The organism is Paenibacillus sp. MCAF9 (assembly GCF_052114265.1).
GTDB lineage: Bacteria > Bacillota > Bacilli > Paenibacillales > Paenibacillaceae > Pristimantibacillus.
In genome coordinates, this window is the sequence record NZ_JBFREL010000003.1 from 217,511 (window position 1) to 234,240 (window position 16,730).

General features: G+C 44.3%; 15 protein-coding genes and 8 tRNA genes. 6 read left to right on the plus strand and 17 right to left on the minus strand.

From position 1 onward, the window contains the following. Positions 1-47: 47 nt before the first annotated feature. Both AB4Z45_RS06455 and AB4Z45_RS06460 read right to left on the minus strand, forming a co-directional pair. On the minus strand, positions 48-935 hold the full coding sequence (locus tag AB4Z45_RS06455; RefSeq protein ID WP_441908385.1) for a carbohydrate ABC transporter permease: 888 nt from the start codon (positions 933-935) through the stop codon (positions 48-50). A 26-nt stretch (positions 936-961) separates the two neighbouring features. Beyond that, positions 962-1,951 (minus strand): ABC transporter permease, encoded by a 990-nt coding sequence (locus tag AB4Z45_RS06460; protein ID WP_339204553.1) that lies wholly within the window; start codon positions 1,949-1,951, stop codon positions 962-964. A 196-nt stretch (positions 1,952-2,147) separates the two neighbouring features. Here AB4Z45_RS06460 and AB4Z45_RS06465 point away from each other — a divergent pair, with 196 nt between their 5' ends. Together AB4Z45_RS06465 and AB4Z45_RS06470 are read left to right on the plus strand one after the other, a co-directional pair. Beyond that, entirely contained in the window at positions 2,148-3,722 is a 1,575-nt protein-coding gene (locus AB4Z45_RS06465) for a response regulator transcription factor (protein ID WP_441908386.1), read from the plus strand. A 16-nt stretch (positions 3,723-3,738) separates the two neighbouring features. Then, the gene (locus AB4Z45_RS06470) at positions 3,739-5,496 is read left to right on the plus strand and encodes a sensor histidine kinase (RefSeq protein ID WP_430059808.1); all 1,758 of its coding nucleotides are present in this window, start codon (positions 3,739-3,741) and stop codon (positions 5,494-5,496) included. A 71-nt stretch (positions 5,497-5,567) separates the two neighbouring features. Here the strand turns inward: AB4Z45_RS06470 and AB4Z45_RS06475 are convergent, their stop codons facing one another. The 3 genes from AB4Z45_RS06475 to AB4Z45_RS06485 all read right to left on the minus strand — a co-directional run bounded on the left by AB4Z45_RS06475 (position 5,568) and on the right by AB4Z45_RS06485 (position 10,160). Continuing rightward, entirely contained in the window at positions 5,568-8,600 is a 3,033-nt protein-coding gene (locus AB4Z45_RS06475) for a carbohydrate-binding protein (protein WP_441908387.1), read from the minus strand. A gap of 198 nt (positions 8,601-8,798) precedes the next feature. Continuing rightward, the gene (locus AB4Z45_RS06480) at positions 8,799-9,725 is read right to left on the minus strand and encodes an SPFH domain-containing protein (protein WP_339204557.1); all 927 of its coding nucleotides are present in this window, start codon (positions 9,723-9,725) and stop codon (positions 8,799-8,801) included. 6 nt (positions 9,726-9,731) lie between these two features. Continuing rightward, positions 9,732-10,160 (minus strand): NfeD family protein, encoded by a 429-nt coding sequence (locus AB4Z45_RS06485; RefSeq protein ID WP_076267437.1) that lies wholly within the window; start codon positions 10,158-10,160, stop codon positions 9,732-9,734. A 141-nt stretch (positions 10,161-10,301) separates the two neighbouring features. Here AB4Z45_RS06485 and uraA point away from each other — a divergent pair, with 141 nt between their 5' ends. Next, a complete protein-coding gene (gene uraA, locus AB4Z45_RS06490; RefSeq protein WP_339204559.1) occupies positions 10,302-11,603 on the plus strand; it encodes a uracil permease in 1,302 nt (433 codons plus the stop codon). A 72-nt stretch (positions 11,604-11,675) separates the two neighbouring features. On the opposite strand, the gene AB4Z45_RS06495 is transcribed toward uraA, so the two are convergent. Further along, entirely contained in the window at positions 11,676-12,146 is a 471-nt protein-coding gene (locus tag AB4Z45_RS06495; RefSeq protein ID WP_441908388.1) for a DUF523 domain-containing protein, read from the minus strand. A gap of 109 nt (positions 12,147-12,255) precedes the next feature. On the opposite strand from AB4Z45_RS06495, the gene AB4Z45_RS06500 reads away from it, so the two are divergent. From AB4Z45_RS06500 to AB4Z45_RS06510, 3 genes are all read left to right on the plus strand, one after another. Further along, a complete protein-coding gene (locus AB4Z45_RS06500; protein ID WP_441908389.1) occupies positions 12,256-12,525 on the plus strand; it encodes a zinc-binding dehydrogenase in 270 nt (89 codons plus the stop codon). A 115-nt stretch (positions 12,526-12,640) separates the two neighbouring features. Next, positions 12,641-12,979, plus strand: a complete 339-nt coding sequence (locus tag AB4Z45_RS06505; RefSeq protein ID WP_076267434.1) for a L,D-transpeptidase — start codon at positions 12,641-12,643, stop codon at positions 12,977-12,979. 611 nt (positions 12,980-13,590) lie between these two features. Continuing rightward, positions 13,591-14,166 carry a 50S ribosomal protein L25 gene (locus AB4Z45_RS06510; RefSeq protein ID WP_441908390.1) on the plus strand — a complete coding sequence of 192 codons (576 nt, stop codon included), beginning with the start codon at positions 13,591-13,593 and terminating at the stop codon, positions 14,164-14,166. 52 nt (positions 14,167-14,218) lie between these two features. Here the strand turns inward: AB4Z45_RS06510 and AB4Z45_RS06515 are convergent, their stop codons facing one another. The 11 genes from AB4Z45_RS06515 to AB4Z45_RS06565 form a co-directional block, all read right to left on the minus strand. Continuing rightward, a complete protein-coding gene (locus tag AB4Z45_RS06515) occupies positions 14,219-14,458 on the minus strand; it encodes a helix-turn-helix domain-containing protein (protein WP_441908391.1) in 240 nt (79 codons plus the stop codon). Between the two features lie 165 nt (positions 14,459-14,623). Further along, a tRNA-Leu gene (locus tag AB4Z45_RS06520) sits at positions 14,624-14,708 on the minus strand. Positions 14,709-14,757: 49 nt separating this feature from the next. Beyond that, positions 14,758-14,833, minus strand: a tRNA-Lys gene (locus tag AB4Z45_RS06525). A 49-nt stretch (positions 14,834-14,882) separates the two neighbouring features. After that, positions 14,883-14,957 (minus strand) — tRNA-Glu (locus AB4Z45_RS06530). Between the two features lie 111 nt (positions 14,958-15,068). Next, positions 15,069-15,386 carry a hypothetical protein gene (locus AB4Z45_RS06535; RefSeq protein ID WP_076267429.1) on the minus strand — a complete coding sequence of 106 codons (318 nt, stop codon included), beginning with the start codon at positions 15,384-15,386 and terminating at the stop codon, positions 15,069-15,071. Between the two features lie 180 nt (positions 15,387-15,566). Then, positions 15,567-15,651: transfer RNA gene (locus AB4Z45_RS06540), tRNA-Leu, on the minus strand. A 49-nt stretch (positions 15,652-15,700) separates the two neighbouring features. Further along, a tRNA-Lys gene (locus tag AB4Z45_RS06545) sits at positions 15,701-15,776 on the minus strand. Positions 15,777-15,832: 56 nt separating this feature from the next. Continuing rightward, positions 15,833-15,907: transfer RNA gene (locus AB4Z45_RS06550), tRNA-Glu, on the minus strand. 105 nt (positions 15,908-16,012) lie between these two features. Continuing rightward, positions 16,013-16,103, minus strand: a tRNA-Ser gene (locus tag AB4Z45_RS06555). A 5-nt stretch (positions 16,104-16,108) separates the two neighbouring features. Further along, a tRNA-Asn gene (locus AB4Z45_RS06560) sits at positions 16,109-16,184 on the minus strand. Between the two features lie 27 nt (positions 16,185-16,211). Further along, positions 16,212-16,691, minus strand: coding sequence for a SprT family protein (locus AB4Z45_RS06565; protein WP_441876414.1), 480 nt, complete (start codon positions 16,689-16,691; stop codon positions 16,212-16,214). Between the last annotated feature and the right edge of the window lie 39 nt (positions 16,692-16,730).

The window sequence follows — 16,730 nt, forward strand, 5'->3', positions numbered from 1 at the left end:
CCTACTTAAGCCTGATCGGCATCACCTCCAACAAAGTTCCCGCTTCATTAGCTTTTTACTGCACCAAGGGTCATGCCTTTAACAAAATATTTTTGTAAAAATGGATAAACCATTAATATCGGAAGCGTTGCTACCATAGTTGCCGCCATCCGAATCGTATCCGGAGACACGGCCAGTCGTTTCGAAGCATCAGCGAGCTGCTGCGCGTCGCCAACCATGGAGCTGGTTTGATACTGATTCAAGATTTTTACAAGCACGGCCTGAAGCGTCTTAAGATCAGAGTTATACGTGAACACGTAGGAATCGAACCAAGCGTTCCAGTGGCCAATGGCCGTAAACATGCCGATCGTCGCGAGCACTGGTGTCGTTAGCGGCAGTATAATTTTGAAGAAAATTTGCATGTAATTAGCGCCGTCTATTTTTGCTGATTCATCCAGCTCCTGCGGAAGCTGCTGCATGAAGGTTCGAACAATAATCATATAAAAGACGTTCATCATGCCCGGTAAAATAAACACCATAAAGCTGTCAATGAGATGCAAGCTTTTGAGCACCATGTAATAAGGAATGAGTCCGCCGCCAAAATACATCGTGAACACAAAATACAGTGACCAGAACCGATTTCCAACGAGCTCGCGTTTACTTAGCGAATAGGAAAGCATACTAATGACAATAACCGCGAGTGGCGTTCCGATTAGCGTCCGCAGCGCCGTAACTTTAATGGCCGTCCAAATCTCGCTATCGGATAAAATTTGCTTATAGCTGGCTAAGCTGAAGTCTCTTGGCCACAAATACAGATTTCCTCGCAGCGTATCTTCAGCACTATTGAACGAAATGATAAATATGTTCCAGAAAGGATAAAAGGTTACGATAAAAACCGCGATGATGAATAAGTAGACGATCGACATAAACAGAAAATCATTTTTAAATTTTGCCATGAAGTGTTCTCCTTTTCTTGTTTGTCCTAGAACAACGACTGTTCATTCATTTTTTTGGCCATCTTATTGACGCTTAGAACAAGGATAAACGCGACGACCGATTTGAATAATCCAACAGCTGCTCCGTAAGAGAACATTCCGTTTTGCAAACCATATTTGTACGTGTACGTGTCAATAACTTCCGAATATTGGAGCACCGTATTATTTTGCATCAAAAATTGCTGATCAAAACCTGCGTTCAATATTCCGCCTACTGCTAAAATGGCAAGAATGATAATGGTCGGTTTAATAGACGGCAGCGTGATGTGCAGCATTTGCTTTAATCGGCTTGCCCCGTCTACCTTCGCCACCTCGTACAGCTCCGGGTTAATAGCTGAGATAGCGGCCAAATACATAATGGCGTTAAAGCCCATGTCCTTCCATGTGTTGGAGAAAGCGATAATCCACCAGAACAGCGGACCATTTTGCATGAACTGAATCGGCTCATCGATGATTCCAAGCCCCGTCAACAAATTGTTGATGACACCGCTTGAAGAAAGTACCGTGATAATAATATTTGCGGCAATGACCCACGAAATAAAATGAGGCATGTAAGAAACCGTTTGAAACGTCCGTTTGAACCAGCCATTGCGCATTTCATTAATCATTAAGGCAAGAATAATCGGCATTGGGAATCCGAATAACAGAGATAGAAAGCTTTGTGCCAGCGTATTGCGCATTACTCTGACGAAGTCGCCATTCGTAAAGAAGTAGTTAAACCACTCCAGCCCTACAAACTCTGTTGTAAAGAACTGTCCAAAAAATGATCCTCCGCCTGGCGAGTAATTAATGAATGCCATGTATAAGCCAAACATGGGAACGTAAGAAAATATGAGTGTGACGATTAAAGCCGGAAGCATGAGCACAAATAACAGCCGCTGTTCCTTCAATCTGCCCCATACATTTGAATTTCCAATGCTGCGCTTCTTTTGGGGTGGAACAGATTTACTTGATTCCGCTTTCATTATGGATTCCATTTAATAACCTCCTGCCAATCTTGCGTTGCTTAGTGACTTCATTATAGGTCGGCCGCCCTGCCCATTCTATACAAGCATTTACCGATTTGTAACGCAAAACGACACACTTCCACATGCTCCATTGTTGAAATGCGGTATTGCAGATAAACTAAATAAACATTCAAAAACAGATACATGATAAAAGGTGGGAACAAGCGTGTACAGCATTTTGATAGTGGATGATGAAGCCATTGAGCTCGAAACGATGGAGCATTATGTGCCATGGGACAAAATCGGCATTACGGTCGCGGGGACGGCGCGAAATGGCAAGGAAGCGCTTAGCAAGCTGGCTGAATTAAAGCCTGACATTATTTTGACAGATGTCCGCATGCCCATTATGGACGGGCTGGAATTCGGAAGAAGGGCAAAGCAAATCGATAAGAACGTAAAAATCATATTTTTGAGCGGACATAACGAGTTTCAGTATATTAAGGCAGCGCTGAATATTGAGGCGACTGGCTACTTGTTAAAACCGATAGATATGGAGGAGCTGATCGCGTTAATTGAGAAGGTAAAGAAAAAATGCGAGGAGGAACAGTTATCAGATCAGGGCGGAGAATGGCTGCGTGAAAAATGGATGACCCGTATTATACGCGAGCCGCATGAAGAGAAGCGAAAGGATTGGATTCGGAAATGGGAGCTGAGCTCATCTGATTTCAGTGCAAACAGGGAGTTTGCAGCCTTTTATGCAACGATAGATGCGCCGGCAGACTACCCGATTTTGGCGCAGCCAGCAAGCGAAGCCTCTCCCGATAGAGTGGAGCTCATGCGGACTATTGCCCGGCAGTACCTCGATTCCTTTATTGTTGTTGAAAGCGAGCCGCATGCTTTATTCGTTCTCTTTCAATGGCGCAATGAGCAGAGAGCCGCGAAAGCTACAATAGATTTCTGGGAGAAGTTCCGAGAGGAGCTCTCCCTCTCCTTCGGAACACAAATTACGATAGGATTGTCCGCGCCGCATATCGGGTTTGATCTTATTTGGGATGCCTACTTGCAGGCGCGAGCTTGCAATGAGGAGAAGTTTTTCAGGCTCGGCGGAGCCGTCATAACGCCGGATGATTTATTGCCTACCAAACAAACGGATGATGATGGCGAGCAGCTTGCAGCTCGGCTTGCTTCCGCCTTGCAGTCAGGAGACGCCAAGCAGGTAACCATGCAGTTAGAAGCGCTCTTCTCAACGATTCGCATAGAACGTATCCATCGAAATTTTACTATCCGAGCCATTATTCGACTAATGGCTGCATTAGAGCAGCATTTCTCCATGCTGCTTGCAGGCTCGCTCAAGGACTTGCTGCTTGTGGACCATTGGAAGGAAATTTCGTCGATGAGCTCATCCTCACAGATTCAAGCTTATGTCTTGCACTTCTGCGAAGAAATAAGAAAGGCATTAAGCGAAAGAGATGTTGACCGCAATCAAGCCGTAGCCGACCAAATCGTTAAGCTTATTAGCGAGCGGTATCATTTGCCGCTTACAGTCGAGGAAATCGCCAAGGAGGTCTACTTATCACCCAACTATATTCGAAGCATTTTTAAAGAAAAAATGGGTGAGACGATTCTTGATTATATAACGAAGGTTCGTATGAACCGGGCAGCTGACTTGTTAAAGGACAAATCCCTTAAGGTGCGTGAGGTCGCTCACAGCGTCGGGTATGAGAACGTCTCTTATTTTTGCTCCATCTTCCATAGGCACAAAGGCAGTACACCTAATGAGTTTCGGAAAATGTATCTATAGGCTGGAGTGAGAGCGCATGAAAAAGGTAACAGGCTGGCTGACGAGGCCTTTTAACAATTTGCGGCTAAGAGAAAAGCTGTTTGTCATGTTTTTACTCGGGGCCATTATTCCTTTAGTATTTTTTGTTCTATATTCTTATCAGACGATTAAGAGCGAGCTTTCTGACCAAATGTACACGAACTCCGTTGCGTCTGTTGCTCAAATCAATTCAAATTTAGAAAATAAGCTGGATACGTACACCAAGCTTTCAGCAAATCTTTATTTAAACAATTCGCTGCGCGCTTACTTAACGAATAACTATACAGAGGAGCCCTCTCTGTTTGTTGATGCCTATCAATACATTAATAACACCTTTTCGAATATGCTGACTACAAATCCAGATATTCATTCCATGTCTATTTATATTAATAACGACTCGCTGCCAGCTGACGGCATTTACATTAAACGAATGGATGATGCGTTCAAACGGTCGACTACGTACCGCTCATTGCTTAATAGCTACGGAAATGTTCGGTTTGTAGCAACGCCCCCTGTTGTTGACCAGCCTTCCATGTTTACGCTGACACGCATGCTTAATATTAGCAATCTAGACAATGCCTATGGAATTTTGACCATCAACATTTTGGAATCGGATATTTTCCGTTTGATGGAGAAAGAGACATCAGAGAAAACGATATTAATCGTTAATGATAGCGGCCTTATTATGTCCGCTAAGGACAAAAACATGTTAAATCGTCCGCTTAATCAATTTGTGAAGGAGAAATTTCCGAGCGCTAGAGAAGGAAGATTCGACAGCAGCTTTAATGGAGAGAAAATGCTTGTCGTCTATAATACGACCAAATTCGGTTGGAAAAGCATCTCGCTCGTCCCTTACAGCAGCTTCCTTACCAAGGCGAATAAAACAGCTAAGCGGATTTTAATTTTTGCGTTAATCAGCTTTGGGCTTATGACGCTGTTCATCTACGCCACAGCCAGACAATTTACGAAACGCGTCGATTATTTAGTCGGCATGATCCGGCGCATTGAAAGAGAGGAGTTCGATCTCTTCGACATGAGGCCGCTTGGACGCGATGAAATTGGCCAAATCGGAAATGTGCTGCGGAAGATGGCGCAGCGGCTCAGCAATTTAATTTCCGACGTATACAAGAAAGAAATCGATAAGCGAGAAGCCGAGATGAATGTGCTGCAAGCGCAAATTAATCCGCATTTTTTATACAATACACTCGCCTCCATATCGTCGCTTGCCATTCGAAATTCAGATCAGCGAATGAACAAAATGGTTACAGATCTAGCGAAGTTTTACCGGATCTCGCTCAACAAAGGGAAAAACAAGCTTTCAATCCATGAAGAAATTCAGCTTACCCGCTACTACGTTGCCATTCAGCAGGTGAGATTCGGCGAACTCATTCGCGTGCATTATCAAATCGAGGAATCCGTACTGCCCTGCCCAATCGTAAAGCTAACGCTGCAGCCATTCGTTGAAAACGCGATGAACCATGCCATTTGGGACGACACGCTCGGAATAAACATTATGATAAAGGCTTATCGCGACGGCCATGATATCATTCTCAAAGTTATCGATGACGGCATGGGCATGCATATGCGCGGCCATAGCGGAGAAGAGCTGCCGGTTAGCAGCGACAACTTGTCTGGTTATGGCATTCGCAACGTCGACAATCGAATTAAACTTTTGTACGGCGAATCCTATGGCGTCTCTATTTACAGCAGGCTAGGAATTGGCACGACGGTAACGATAAGAATTCCTGGACGTTAAAATGCTAGACAATAAAAAATCCCTCAAGCAATATTGCTTGAGGAATTTTTCAGTTTCACAGCGCTGCTGGTTTATTTTACGGTAATTTTGTAAAGCTTCGATTGCGCGCCATTCAAGTCCACCTTAAATTGACCTGCTGCCTGACTGGATGCATTCGTCCATAGGTCCGTAATTTTTACTTTGGAGGACGATGAAATGCCAACACGCGCAAAATCTACCGTTTTCGACACAGAGGCATTCGTATAATTAAATACAGCAAGATAGTAATCTTTCCCTTCTTGCATGATGAATGTATCCGCAGCCCCTGTACCTGTGTTGCCCTCTACTGGCTTGAACGCCTGACCTTTAAGTGCAACCTCATTCACTTGCTTGTTAGTGAGCAGCTTCTTCATCAATTCTTGTGCTGCCGGATTGCTGACATCGTCTGAGCTTAGAAATACAGTACCGGAAATAGCCGCTGAATTGACCCGAGACTGCGCAGCATCAGACGAACCGCCTTTCACAAGCGTCATATAATCTGGATCGGTATACGAATAGATCGTTCCATTCTGCCACCAGCCATAGGTAAGGTTGTTTAGCTGATATTCCGTGCGGCTCAGTGAGCCGTCAATATCACATGAGATCCGTCTTGCGTGGGCGTATTGACTCGGAAATACAGGAGCAATAGAGGCGCTGATGAACATTTTTCCGCCAAGCACCTTATTGATATGAGCCATGCCTTGATTGTAAGCCTGAATGCCTGTTTGAACATTAGGGTCAAAATGTTTGCCCTCGAAGGAGCCATGGCTTAGGAAATCGATTTTAATATACTCATATCCGTAATCAAGAAACCGTTTGAAATAATATTCAATCCGCTGCTTAGAGCCGGGATGAGTCGGATCGATCGCGTAGGCGCCGTCTACTTTCGGCAGCGGGCTGCCGCTTTGATCCCGCAAAATAATATCTCCATACGTGTATTTCCCGTCTGTACCCTCTACGGCCTGACTCATGTTATCGCCCCAATAAACAAAAGGGCCATAATAAATGCCGGCTTTTTGCCCGTTTTTGTTAATAACCTTGACTGCTTGCTTCAGCTGCTCCTCGGACAGATTATCCCAATAGGAGTCCAAATTAATATAAACATTGCCTTTGTTCGAGAAGGAATTTTTCTGCAAATTGTTCTTGAAGAAATCAGACACAGCGACTACTTTATCGTAGCTTAAATCACTTTCATATGCGCCCCAGCTGTTCCAGCCCACAGGCACACCCTTTGGCACACCGTGCTTAAATGCAAGCGGCGGAGCAACTGCAGCGTTCGCTTGGCCGAAGCTCTCAAGGCCATGGCGGTAGTCGGAATAGTAACCAACGAGAATTTGCGGTGAAGTAAGCGTCGTTCCCGTTACCTTTCCATGTGGAATCGTATCATGCGTCGAGGTAGGGGAAGAGAAACCGCCGTATACCTTGAGCTTATTTAAACGATTATCAGAACCGCTCCAATAGATTCCTGTTTTCCATTTATCATGTGTGACTGAACCAATAACCAACCCATTTCGGCTAGTATTATCATAAATAGCTGTCAATTCTGAGCTGACATAATTATTGTTGTTCAGACTTGTATTCATCGTCCGCGCTTGATATCTAGACCACGCGTCATTATCGAACGGAGCGACCAGCACCCTATTATCCGAGTAGCTTCCAATATCGATTCCACCCTTGGCATTAAGGACAAGAGGAGCCATATCATTTGTGCTGAGTATGTCTTTACCCGTTACTTGTTGACTAATTAGAAAATAAGGCAAACGCTCATAGATTTGATAAATTTGCTTCATCGTCGGCAGACCGGACTCACGATTCTCAATCGTTACCCGAATGCCTTTGCCATGACCGTCATTTATTTTCTCGATTTTTTTCATAGAGAACAAATGCTCAGCGTAGTTTTTGCTGTCGAGCTGCTTGTCCAATTGGATGCTGCTATACACCCCTTTGGCGATCGTCTTGTTGTTCCATTCAAACGCTGAAAGTCCAGACTCTGTGTTATAAATGATTTTGTAGACACCGTTTGATAAAGTGACGCCTGACTTATGCTGCTCCACTTTAATCGAGCCAAATTTGCTGGAATCGATTTGCTTGCCAATATTGCCGATCCCATCCACATCACCCGGATTTTCACCCGGTGCCTGCGAGCTGATGATCTCGATTTTATCAATATCCGGCGACCATCCGCCGTCATCATCAAATAAAATGGTATTGCTGCCCGCTTGCAGCTGTACCTCAATACTGAACACGCCAACCGTATCCCAGTTCGCAGTCGCAGGCGGGGAATAGGTCTCTTTCTCGTTATTGTTCACACGAATGGAAAATGAACGAGGATCGCCGGAAATATAGCTCACCTTTAAGGTATAGATCCCCTCTGCTTTTGCAGCAACCTTTTGGAAAAGCAGCGTTGATCCGCCCCAAATGTCGCCTATCTTTTTTCCACCGGAGCATTCCGTTTCCGCTTTGCAGGATTTTACAGCAGAATTTCCGGCTAGCTTATTGTCCAGTCCTTCCGCTTCATACACTTGCCCGCTTCCAGCTGGCGGTTCATTCGGATCTGTACCCGGGCCAGCATTCAGCAATTTCAGCTCGATCTTGTCAATATCCGGCGCGTATCCGCCTTCATCATCGAAACGAATGACGTTCTCGCCTTGATGAAGCTCCAGCTGGATCTCGTAAGTTCCTCGCGTGCTCCAATCTGCCGTTTTCGGCAAATCATAATGATCGGTTCCGCCTCCGTTCACACTGACGGCTAACGATCTCGGATCGCCCGATATATAATGCACCGTCATCGTATAGATCCCTTTAGTATCCACATTCACAGCGTTGAACTGCAAAGCAGAGCCTCCCCACAGACTGCCTACCAGCTTATTGCCTGAGCAGCCCACCGCAAGCTCGCAGTCCTTAACCTCTGCTTTACCGCTAAGCTGATTAATGGCTGCCTCAGCCTCATAGGATTGGCTGTTTACAGCAGCAACCGGCGTCTGAGCCTCAGCAACTGTCGTATTCGTACCGACTGCCGTTTGGAATAACACAAGCAATGCAAAAATAATGGACCAACCTTTCTTGAATTTAAATCGACTCAACATTATTTCCTCCTCTTACTCGTTTAATATAAAGCGCTTTCTTTTTAAGTTTAAGGGTGAATCCCATGTTGAACTATCCAAGAATGTTATGATTCATACTGCAAACCCACTGACTTTAGAGAAATAAAATATCGGATTGCAAAAAAAATATCCCAAAAGCAGAATACACTGCTCCTGAGACATTTTTTGCAATCACTATATTTATTTGCTCGCTTTAAGCATTTCCCCAATGGCTCCAATACTGCCAAGTGTATCGATTGCCCGTGTTGGAATGAACACTTTATTCGCAGCTCCCTGAGCGATATCGGATAATGCCTCGAGCGAGCGGTATGTCAGCACATTCTCATCTAGTCCCGCAGAGCGTATAAGCTCAATTCGGTTTTTCTCAGCTTCAGCGATGGATTGAATCGCCTTCGCTTCGCCAAGCGCTTCCAGCTCCTGCGCATGGCGCTGACCCTCCGCTTGACGGATTCTAGCTTCCTTATCGCCTTCAGCCTTCAATATTTTGCTTTGCTTGTCACCCTCTGCCCGCAAGATCATATCCTGCTTCGCCGCCTCTGCATCAAGCACCATTGCTCGTTTGCTTCTCTCCGCCTTCATTTGCTTATCCATTGCATCTTGGATGTCCGCTGGAGGCTGAATATCAATAACCTCTACGCGCTCGATGCGCACGCCCCACTTCTCTGTCGCTTCATCAAGGGCGATCCGAATGTCGGTTGATATTTTCTCGCGGCCTGATAATGTTTCATCAAGCTCCATTTTACCAATAATTTGCCTCATCGTAGCTGTGCTTATATTTCGCACCCCGTATACATAATCAGATATGCCATATGTAGCCTGTTCTGGGCCGGTCACTTGATAAAAAATAATCGTATCGATTTTGACCTGTACGTTATCCTTCGTTATGACCGTTTGCGGCGGAACGTTCGCCTGCTGTATACGCAAATCATGATACGTTCGTACATGATCAATAATCGGAATTAGAATATTAACCCCCGGCGTAAGCAGCCGATTAAACTTTCCTAGACGCTCGACAACGCCTATCCTTTGCTGCGGTACGATTTTGATCGATAATGATACAAACACTACAACGATAACCAATAAAATAATAGCAATAATATAACCCATATCTAGTTAGCCTCCCCATTTCTCAACTTGAAGCACTGCACTGCCGCGACTGACAACCCTAACTGTATCACCCTTCAATAACCGTTCATTCGATGCTGCACTCCACGTTTCATTTCCCACCTTGACGATACCGGGTACATCTGCCGCAATATCCTCAAGCACAATTCCTTGTTTTCCGACGAGCTCGTCCACGGCATCCTTAAAACCTTTCGAGGAATGGAAACGACGAGTAATTGGACCAGTGAAGATAGTCAAGATAAGGACAATGATACACCCAGCCACCAGCTCCACGACAAATGAGCCCGGCCAAAACCAATCAATGACAGCGGCGACTATGGCACCAATCGCAAGCCAAAGCAAATAAAATGTAAGCGTCAGCATTTCCACGACGATCAGTATGCCAGCGAGAATAAGATATATCACCCACAATTCCATCCTTTCACCTCCCCTTCTTCATTAATGTATTCGTATATGACCAACGTATGATAAGAAAACACTTGTCAAACCCCGCTTCACTATGTAGAATCAACAAGGGTCAAAAATAGACAACCTATTATATTGAAGGAGCTTATTCTCATGAAAAAAGCAATTGGGGTTCATGAAAGACCGCCTGCCCTGCAAAGCGCACTGCTAAGCTTGCAGCATTTATTTGCTATGTTCGGCTCTACCGTGCTCGTACCGAATATACTCGGTGTTGATCCGGCAATTTGTTTGCTTATGAACGGTATCGGAACACTTCTTTATCTCTGGATATGCAACAATAAGATTCCAGCATATCTCGGTTCCAGCTTTGCATTTCTCGCACCAGCAGGCGCCGTAATCGGCGATCAAGTGGGCGGAGGCAGCTATGCCGCTGCATTAGGCGGATTTATTATTTCAGGCGTTATCTTTACGATTGTCGCTCTCATCATTCAAGCAGCAGGCACCGGCTGGATCAATGTCGTATTTCCTCCAGCAGCGATGGGTGCAATCGTCGCGATTATCGGTTTAGAGCTCATTCCAGTTGCTGCTCGGATGGCAGGCTGGATTATTCCGACTGATGCCGATCCTGCCGTCGTATGGAGCCCGGATCCAAAGATCGTAATCCTCTCTACCGTCACCCTTGCCGTAACGGTGCTAGGTTCTGTCTTATTCCGCGGATTCATGCGCATTATTCCGATTCTGATCGGTATTACTACAGGTTATGTACTTGCTCATTTCATGGGCTTCACTGATTTCAGCAAGCTCGCTGAGAATAGCTTTGTTCAATTGCCGCATTTCACTTTCCCTGAGTTCCACTGGTCGGCGATTATTGCGATTGCACCTGCGTCGCTTGTCGTCATTGCCGAGCATATTGGGCATTTGGTTGTTACAGGCAATATCGTAGACAAAGATCTATCGAAGGACCCAGGTCTGCACCGCTCCATGCTGGGCAACGGTATTTCCACCATTCTATCGGGTTTTGTAGGCTCTACGCCGAACACGACCTACGGTGAAAATATTGGTGTTCTAGCGATCACAAAGGTTTACTCCACCTTTGTCATTGGCGGCGCGGCTGTCATTGCGATCGTCCTTTCCTTCTCTGGTAAATTCTCTGCACTTATTTCCGGTATTCCAACGCCAGTTATGGGCGGTGTGTCCTTGCTGCTGTTCGGTGTTATCGCTGCTTCCGGCTTCCGGATGCTCGTTGAGTCCAAAGTGGATTACAGCAAACCGACCAACCTGTTTTTGACAACCGTCGTTCTTGTGACTGGACTTAGCGGTGTAAAGCTTACAATCGGTGACTTCTCGCTTACTGGGATGGCGCTTGCAACCGTAGTAGCTATTATACTTAGTCTATTGTTCAAAGTATTTGACGTACTTAAGCTATCCAACGACCATGAATCATCAGGTCACTAAACAGTAAAGACGGGGCCTCCCAGGAGGCTCCTTTTTATTTATGATTCTATTATTTTCTTGAATTTATTTCTGCTAGAACCTCATTTCCACCAAAAATTCCCCAAGCTGCTCTTCGGATATCACTCTTATGCCGCTTCTTCTAAGCAGGGCGGTCGTGACCCCATTCCCAGTCCTCTTATTGCCTTTAAACTCTCCATTATAAATCATCGCGCTGCCGCAAGAAGGGCTGTATTCCTTAAGTACAACAACTTCCGCATTTACTTCCTTCGCTTTTTTGAGCGTAATGTGTGCACCATCCACATACATCGCCGTTACGTCCCTGCCCGATTTCTCTATTACTCTAGCTGTACCGTTTAACACATCATCGCCGTCGCCGCCAACAATTTCGGCTGACTCTCTTGGAGTAGAGAAACCGCCCAGCAATTCAGGACATACAGCAATGGCTTTCTTTTGCTGCACCAATTGTTGAATGATTTCATTTACACTATGCGTTGCATTATATCTTACCTCATACCCAGCCAAACAAGAGCTTACTAGGATCATAAACTGCACCTCTTTAAGAAAAATCATGATGTTCATTCATCTATTACTTTTATTGTACCATAGAAGCTGAGCAAGCTAATGTTAAGGAATAGTTACGATCCGAAAAAAAGTGCCTGCTTGCTTCCTTAATAGCATCAAGGTACATTTAACTCATATACAAATAGCCGAGCATTTGAACGATATAAAAAAATTAAAGGAGCTGCTTTCCTTCCCTACTCATGCTAACCTTGAACAGCTTGCTCAACTCCTTGCAGATGGAACGATCAAAGCAGAGATCAACACTGTCTATTCTCTAGCAGATGTAAAACAAGCGCATAGACAATGCGAGGGAAAACGAGGGCGAGGCAGAATATTGCTAGAGTTATATACTATAAAATAAAATGACCAAAGAGCCCTAGGACACATCCTTTGGGCTCTTTTTTTGGGCGCGCCTAAATCTTTGAAGCAAACCGCTGCCGCTCTACATAACATAGGAGAAAAGGAGTGAGTCCCCCATGCCCGACTACCGTATTATCATCGATCTTTCCGATCGTCAGCTCTATCTGCTGGACGGCGACGTCGTCACTCAAGCTTTTCCCGTTGGCATCGGCAAAATGGTAACTCAAACGCCTACAGGTGAATTTACGATTATTAATAAGCAGCCCAATCCCGGCGGACCGTTCGGCGCCTTTTGGATGGGGCTCTCGAAGCCGCATTATGGCATCCATGGCACCAACGATCCTTCTTCCATCGGACATATCGTCTCACACGGCTGCATCCGAATGTTTAACGATGATGTACTCGCCTTGTCCAAAATAGTGCCTATTGGCACGCGTGTTACCATTCGCCCTTAGCCTAGAACTAAATTAGGGCGTTTAGCCGGGCCCTCAGGGAAGTCGCTTCTTGTTGCTATGAGCCATCACCTGATTGCCGTACGCATAGGACTTGTTATTGTTAACCGCAATCATGCGTGGTGCATTAAAATCTTGAATTTGTTCGATCTCATTCATCAGATCCTGAGAAAAAGCAGCTAATCCGCATTCTCTAGGCAAGCTCGTTCCCAAAAATGCTATATTCGGCTTGTTTAAAACTTTTTCAAATGAATTTTTCCCTTATTTTAAAAATATTTACAAATTAAAATAAAAAAAAAGAAATAAAGATGTCTTTATTTCCGAGATTAAACGATATGCTTTTGGTTTTTAGCTATCCCAGTATTACCACTTAACAGCTTCAGTTGCTGCCGTCTCTTGCAATTCCGCTCCTATCTGCTGTTCAAACCTTAGCACGACCATATTTTCTTGTCAATCGAGCCGGATTTGCACGGATTTGACAAGTAGAGAACTTGTGATAAAATTAACATATGACAAGAAAATATGGTCGTTAGCGGGCTGATTAGACATTCTATTGCTAATCAGTCTTTTTTATTGTCGGTTTGACAGTACCCCATTCGATTAGGAGGCAACAAATGATGAGCAATACTATCCAGTTAAACGAACGGGTCGATTTAAGCAAATCCAAGATTAATCTATTAAGAAAGCAAGGACAGGTACCAGCTATTGTATACGGCAAGGATGTCGGCAGCATTTCTGTTATCGTCGCTGAGAAAGAAATATTATCAGTCATAAAGCACAACCCGCGCGCCATTTTAAATGCAGCTATTCCGGAAAAAGGGAATAAGCCAGTATTAATTCAAAATATACAAAGAGATCCGTTGAGCAATAAAATTGTTCACGTTGATTTCTATCAATTGAATATGAATGTGAGTTTGGATTCGAAAGTAACGATTCACTTCTCCGGAGAACCAGTAGGTGTCAAAGAAGGCGGAATGCTTCAAGTTGAGATGTACGAAGTAGAGGTTCGCTGCATGCCAGACAATCTGCTCAGCGCATTCGAGGTAGATATAAGCGGCCTTAAAATAGGAGATCATCTACTAGTTTCTGACCTCTCCTTCCATGAAGGTATCGAAGTTTTGTCCGATCCTGGTGATATGTTAGTTAAAATCTCGCAGGCACAAGCCGAAGAAATAGTCGCTTCTGCATAATTATCATATAAATAGTAAAGGGAACCCTATACAAAATGTACAGGGTTCCCTTTTATTTATCCGGATCTCTATCTTTATCGTCATGAACGACTACAATAAACTGTCCAGGACTGACATCAAAATATTTGCATAACCTCCATAACAGATCCCGCGGATACTGAACCATCTCATCCTTATACATCTTCCGAACAGAATCAAAATGATAGTCAATATCTTTGGCAAGCTGCCTAATCGATAGGTTTGGATCTTTAGCTCTCATGATTTCTTTTAAATTGCTATGAACCCCCGACATTTGTACACCCCCACTTCGATAAATATATAACGGCCTAACTATATAATCAACCATTCCAACCTCTAGTATTCCCATTTCTTCAATATGACGATATGTAAGGTTTCTTTTTTGTTAGAACACACAAAAAAACGGCTCTATCTCTAGAGCCGTACGATTTATATACTTTGGTGCGGTAGACAGGATTTGAACCTGCACGTCCATGGGACACTACCCCCTCAAGATAGCGTGTCTGCCGTTCCACCACTACCGCACATTGTAAATTGTACGATCCTTCCCTCACATCTTCTTGATCAAGAAAATGGTGAGCCATGAAGGACTCGAACCTTCGACACCCTGATTAAAAGTCAGGTGCTCTACCAACTGAGCTAATGGCTCTCGTGTGATTGCAACGAGCTCCATAGAGCTGGTACACTTTGAGGATTTATGGTGACCCGTAGGGGACTCGAACCCCTGTTACCTCCGTGAAAGGGAGGTGTCTTAACCACTTGACCAACGGGCCGTCTGGAACTAAGAGAACAAATATGCTTGAGACAACAAAAATGATTATATCAGCTTATCATCAGAAGTTCAAGCATTTTTTTCTCAAGTTTTTTAAAATATAATTTTAGCCTTACGATTCAATCGTTTCAGCCTTAAATACATTGTCTAACTTGTCTTCAGGCGTAAGTCTTTTCTTAAGCGGCACCTTAACGTCTCTTCCCAATTCTTTGAAGAAGGTTTCAACGTCACATTCGATTTTGTCCACAAATACTGATAATTTGCCTCTTTCGATAATCGCTTCATTGCCTTCTGCTGGTACAGTTACTTCGATTGAGTATTTTTTCATTAAGGTATTGCTGTACCGTGCGAAAATCTCAAGCAATTCCTCGTTGTTAAATTTGCTAATCGCTGCTTGTCCCTTGTTCGTAAAGTTTAAGTTTATTTTCATGTTTACAGCTCCTCATCTCTAATGATGCATCTGTTTTCACGGCTCGAGCAACTTATAACGAAAAAACCACTCTCTAGTCAGATTTATGATCTGAATATAAAGTGGCATCATCTATCAGAAAAGTGCATGCAAAATGACACCTTCTAAGTTCACCTATATACATCGGCAAAGAGTAAGTTATGGTGCGGTAGACAGGATTTGAACCTGCACGTCCATGGGACACTACCCCCTCAAGATAGCGTGTCTGCCGTTCCACCACTACCGCACATTTATAAGTCGAACGTTCATCGCTCGCATCTTCTTAATCAAGAAAATGGTGAGCCATGAAGGACTCGAACCTTCGACACCCTGATTAAAAGTCAGGTGCTCTACCAACTGAGCTAATGGCTCTCGCTGTAATTGTAAACGAGCTCCGAAGAGCTAGTACATTTTTTTGTGTGAATAATTGGTGACCCGTAGGGGACTCGAACCCCTGTTACCTCCGTGAAAGGGAGGTGTCTTAACCACTTGACCAACGGGCCATACAGAACACTTCAAATGAAATTTCCACGATGCTGCAACCACTGTGGCAAATAAAAAAGACCGGATGAACGGTCTTCCCGTTGCAAACACTTGTGAGAAAAATGTGGCGGAGAGAGAGGGATTCGAACCCTCGCACCACTTACGCAGTCTAACCCCTTAGCAGAGGGTCCCCTTGAGCCACTTGGGTATCTCTCCAAATCTGGCTCCCCGAACAGGACTCGAACCTGTGACAACTCGATTAACAGTCGAGTGCTCTACCAACTGAGCTATCAGGGAAAAGTAAAAGTGACAAGTAATAATATATCATGTACTACTTTGATTGTCAATCACTTTTAACACTAATTTTCCGCGACATTTTCCACAAGCGTATTTAGCCGGATCAATCTTCCTTTTGCGCAGATACTCCATCCCGCATTTGGTACAAACAAGCTTGTACCGAAATGGCTGCTGCTTACGCTGCGCGCGTTCAGGCAAGGACTGACAATAGCGTGAGCCGCCTACTTGAGCAAGCAGCTGTTTAAATTCAATATCGCGATGCTGGTATCCCCGCTTCAATATATGCAAGTGATAATGGCAAAGCTCATGCTTAATAATTTTCTCGGTTTCTTCATGCCCGAAAGCCGAAAGCTGATGAGGACTGATCTCAATATTATGGGACCTTGTAAAGTAGCGTCCTCCTGTTGCTTTAAGTCGGCTGTTGAATGTAGCTTGATGTAAAAACGGACGATTAAAAAAGGTTATCGAAATATGCTCAACCCATTGCTGAAGCGCCTCATTATTCATTCATTATTCTCCCCCAACTACTTGAATTTTAAAGCTGGC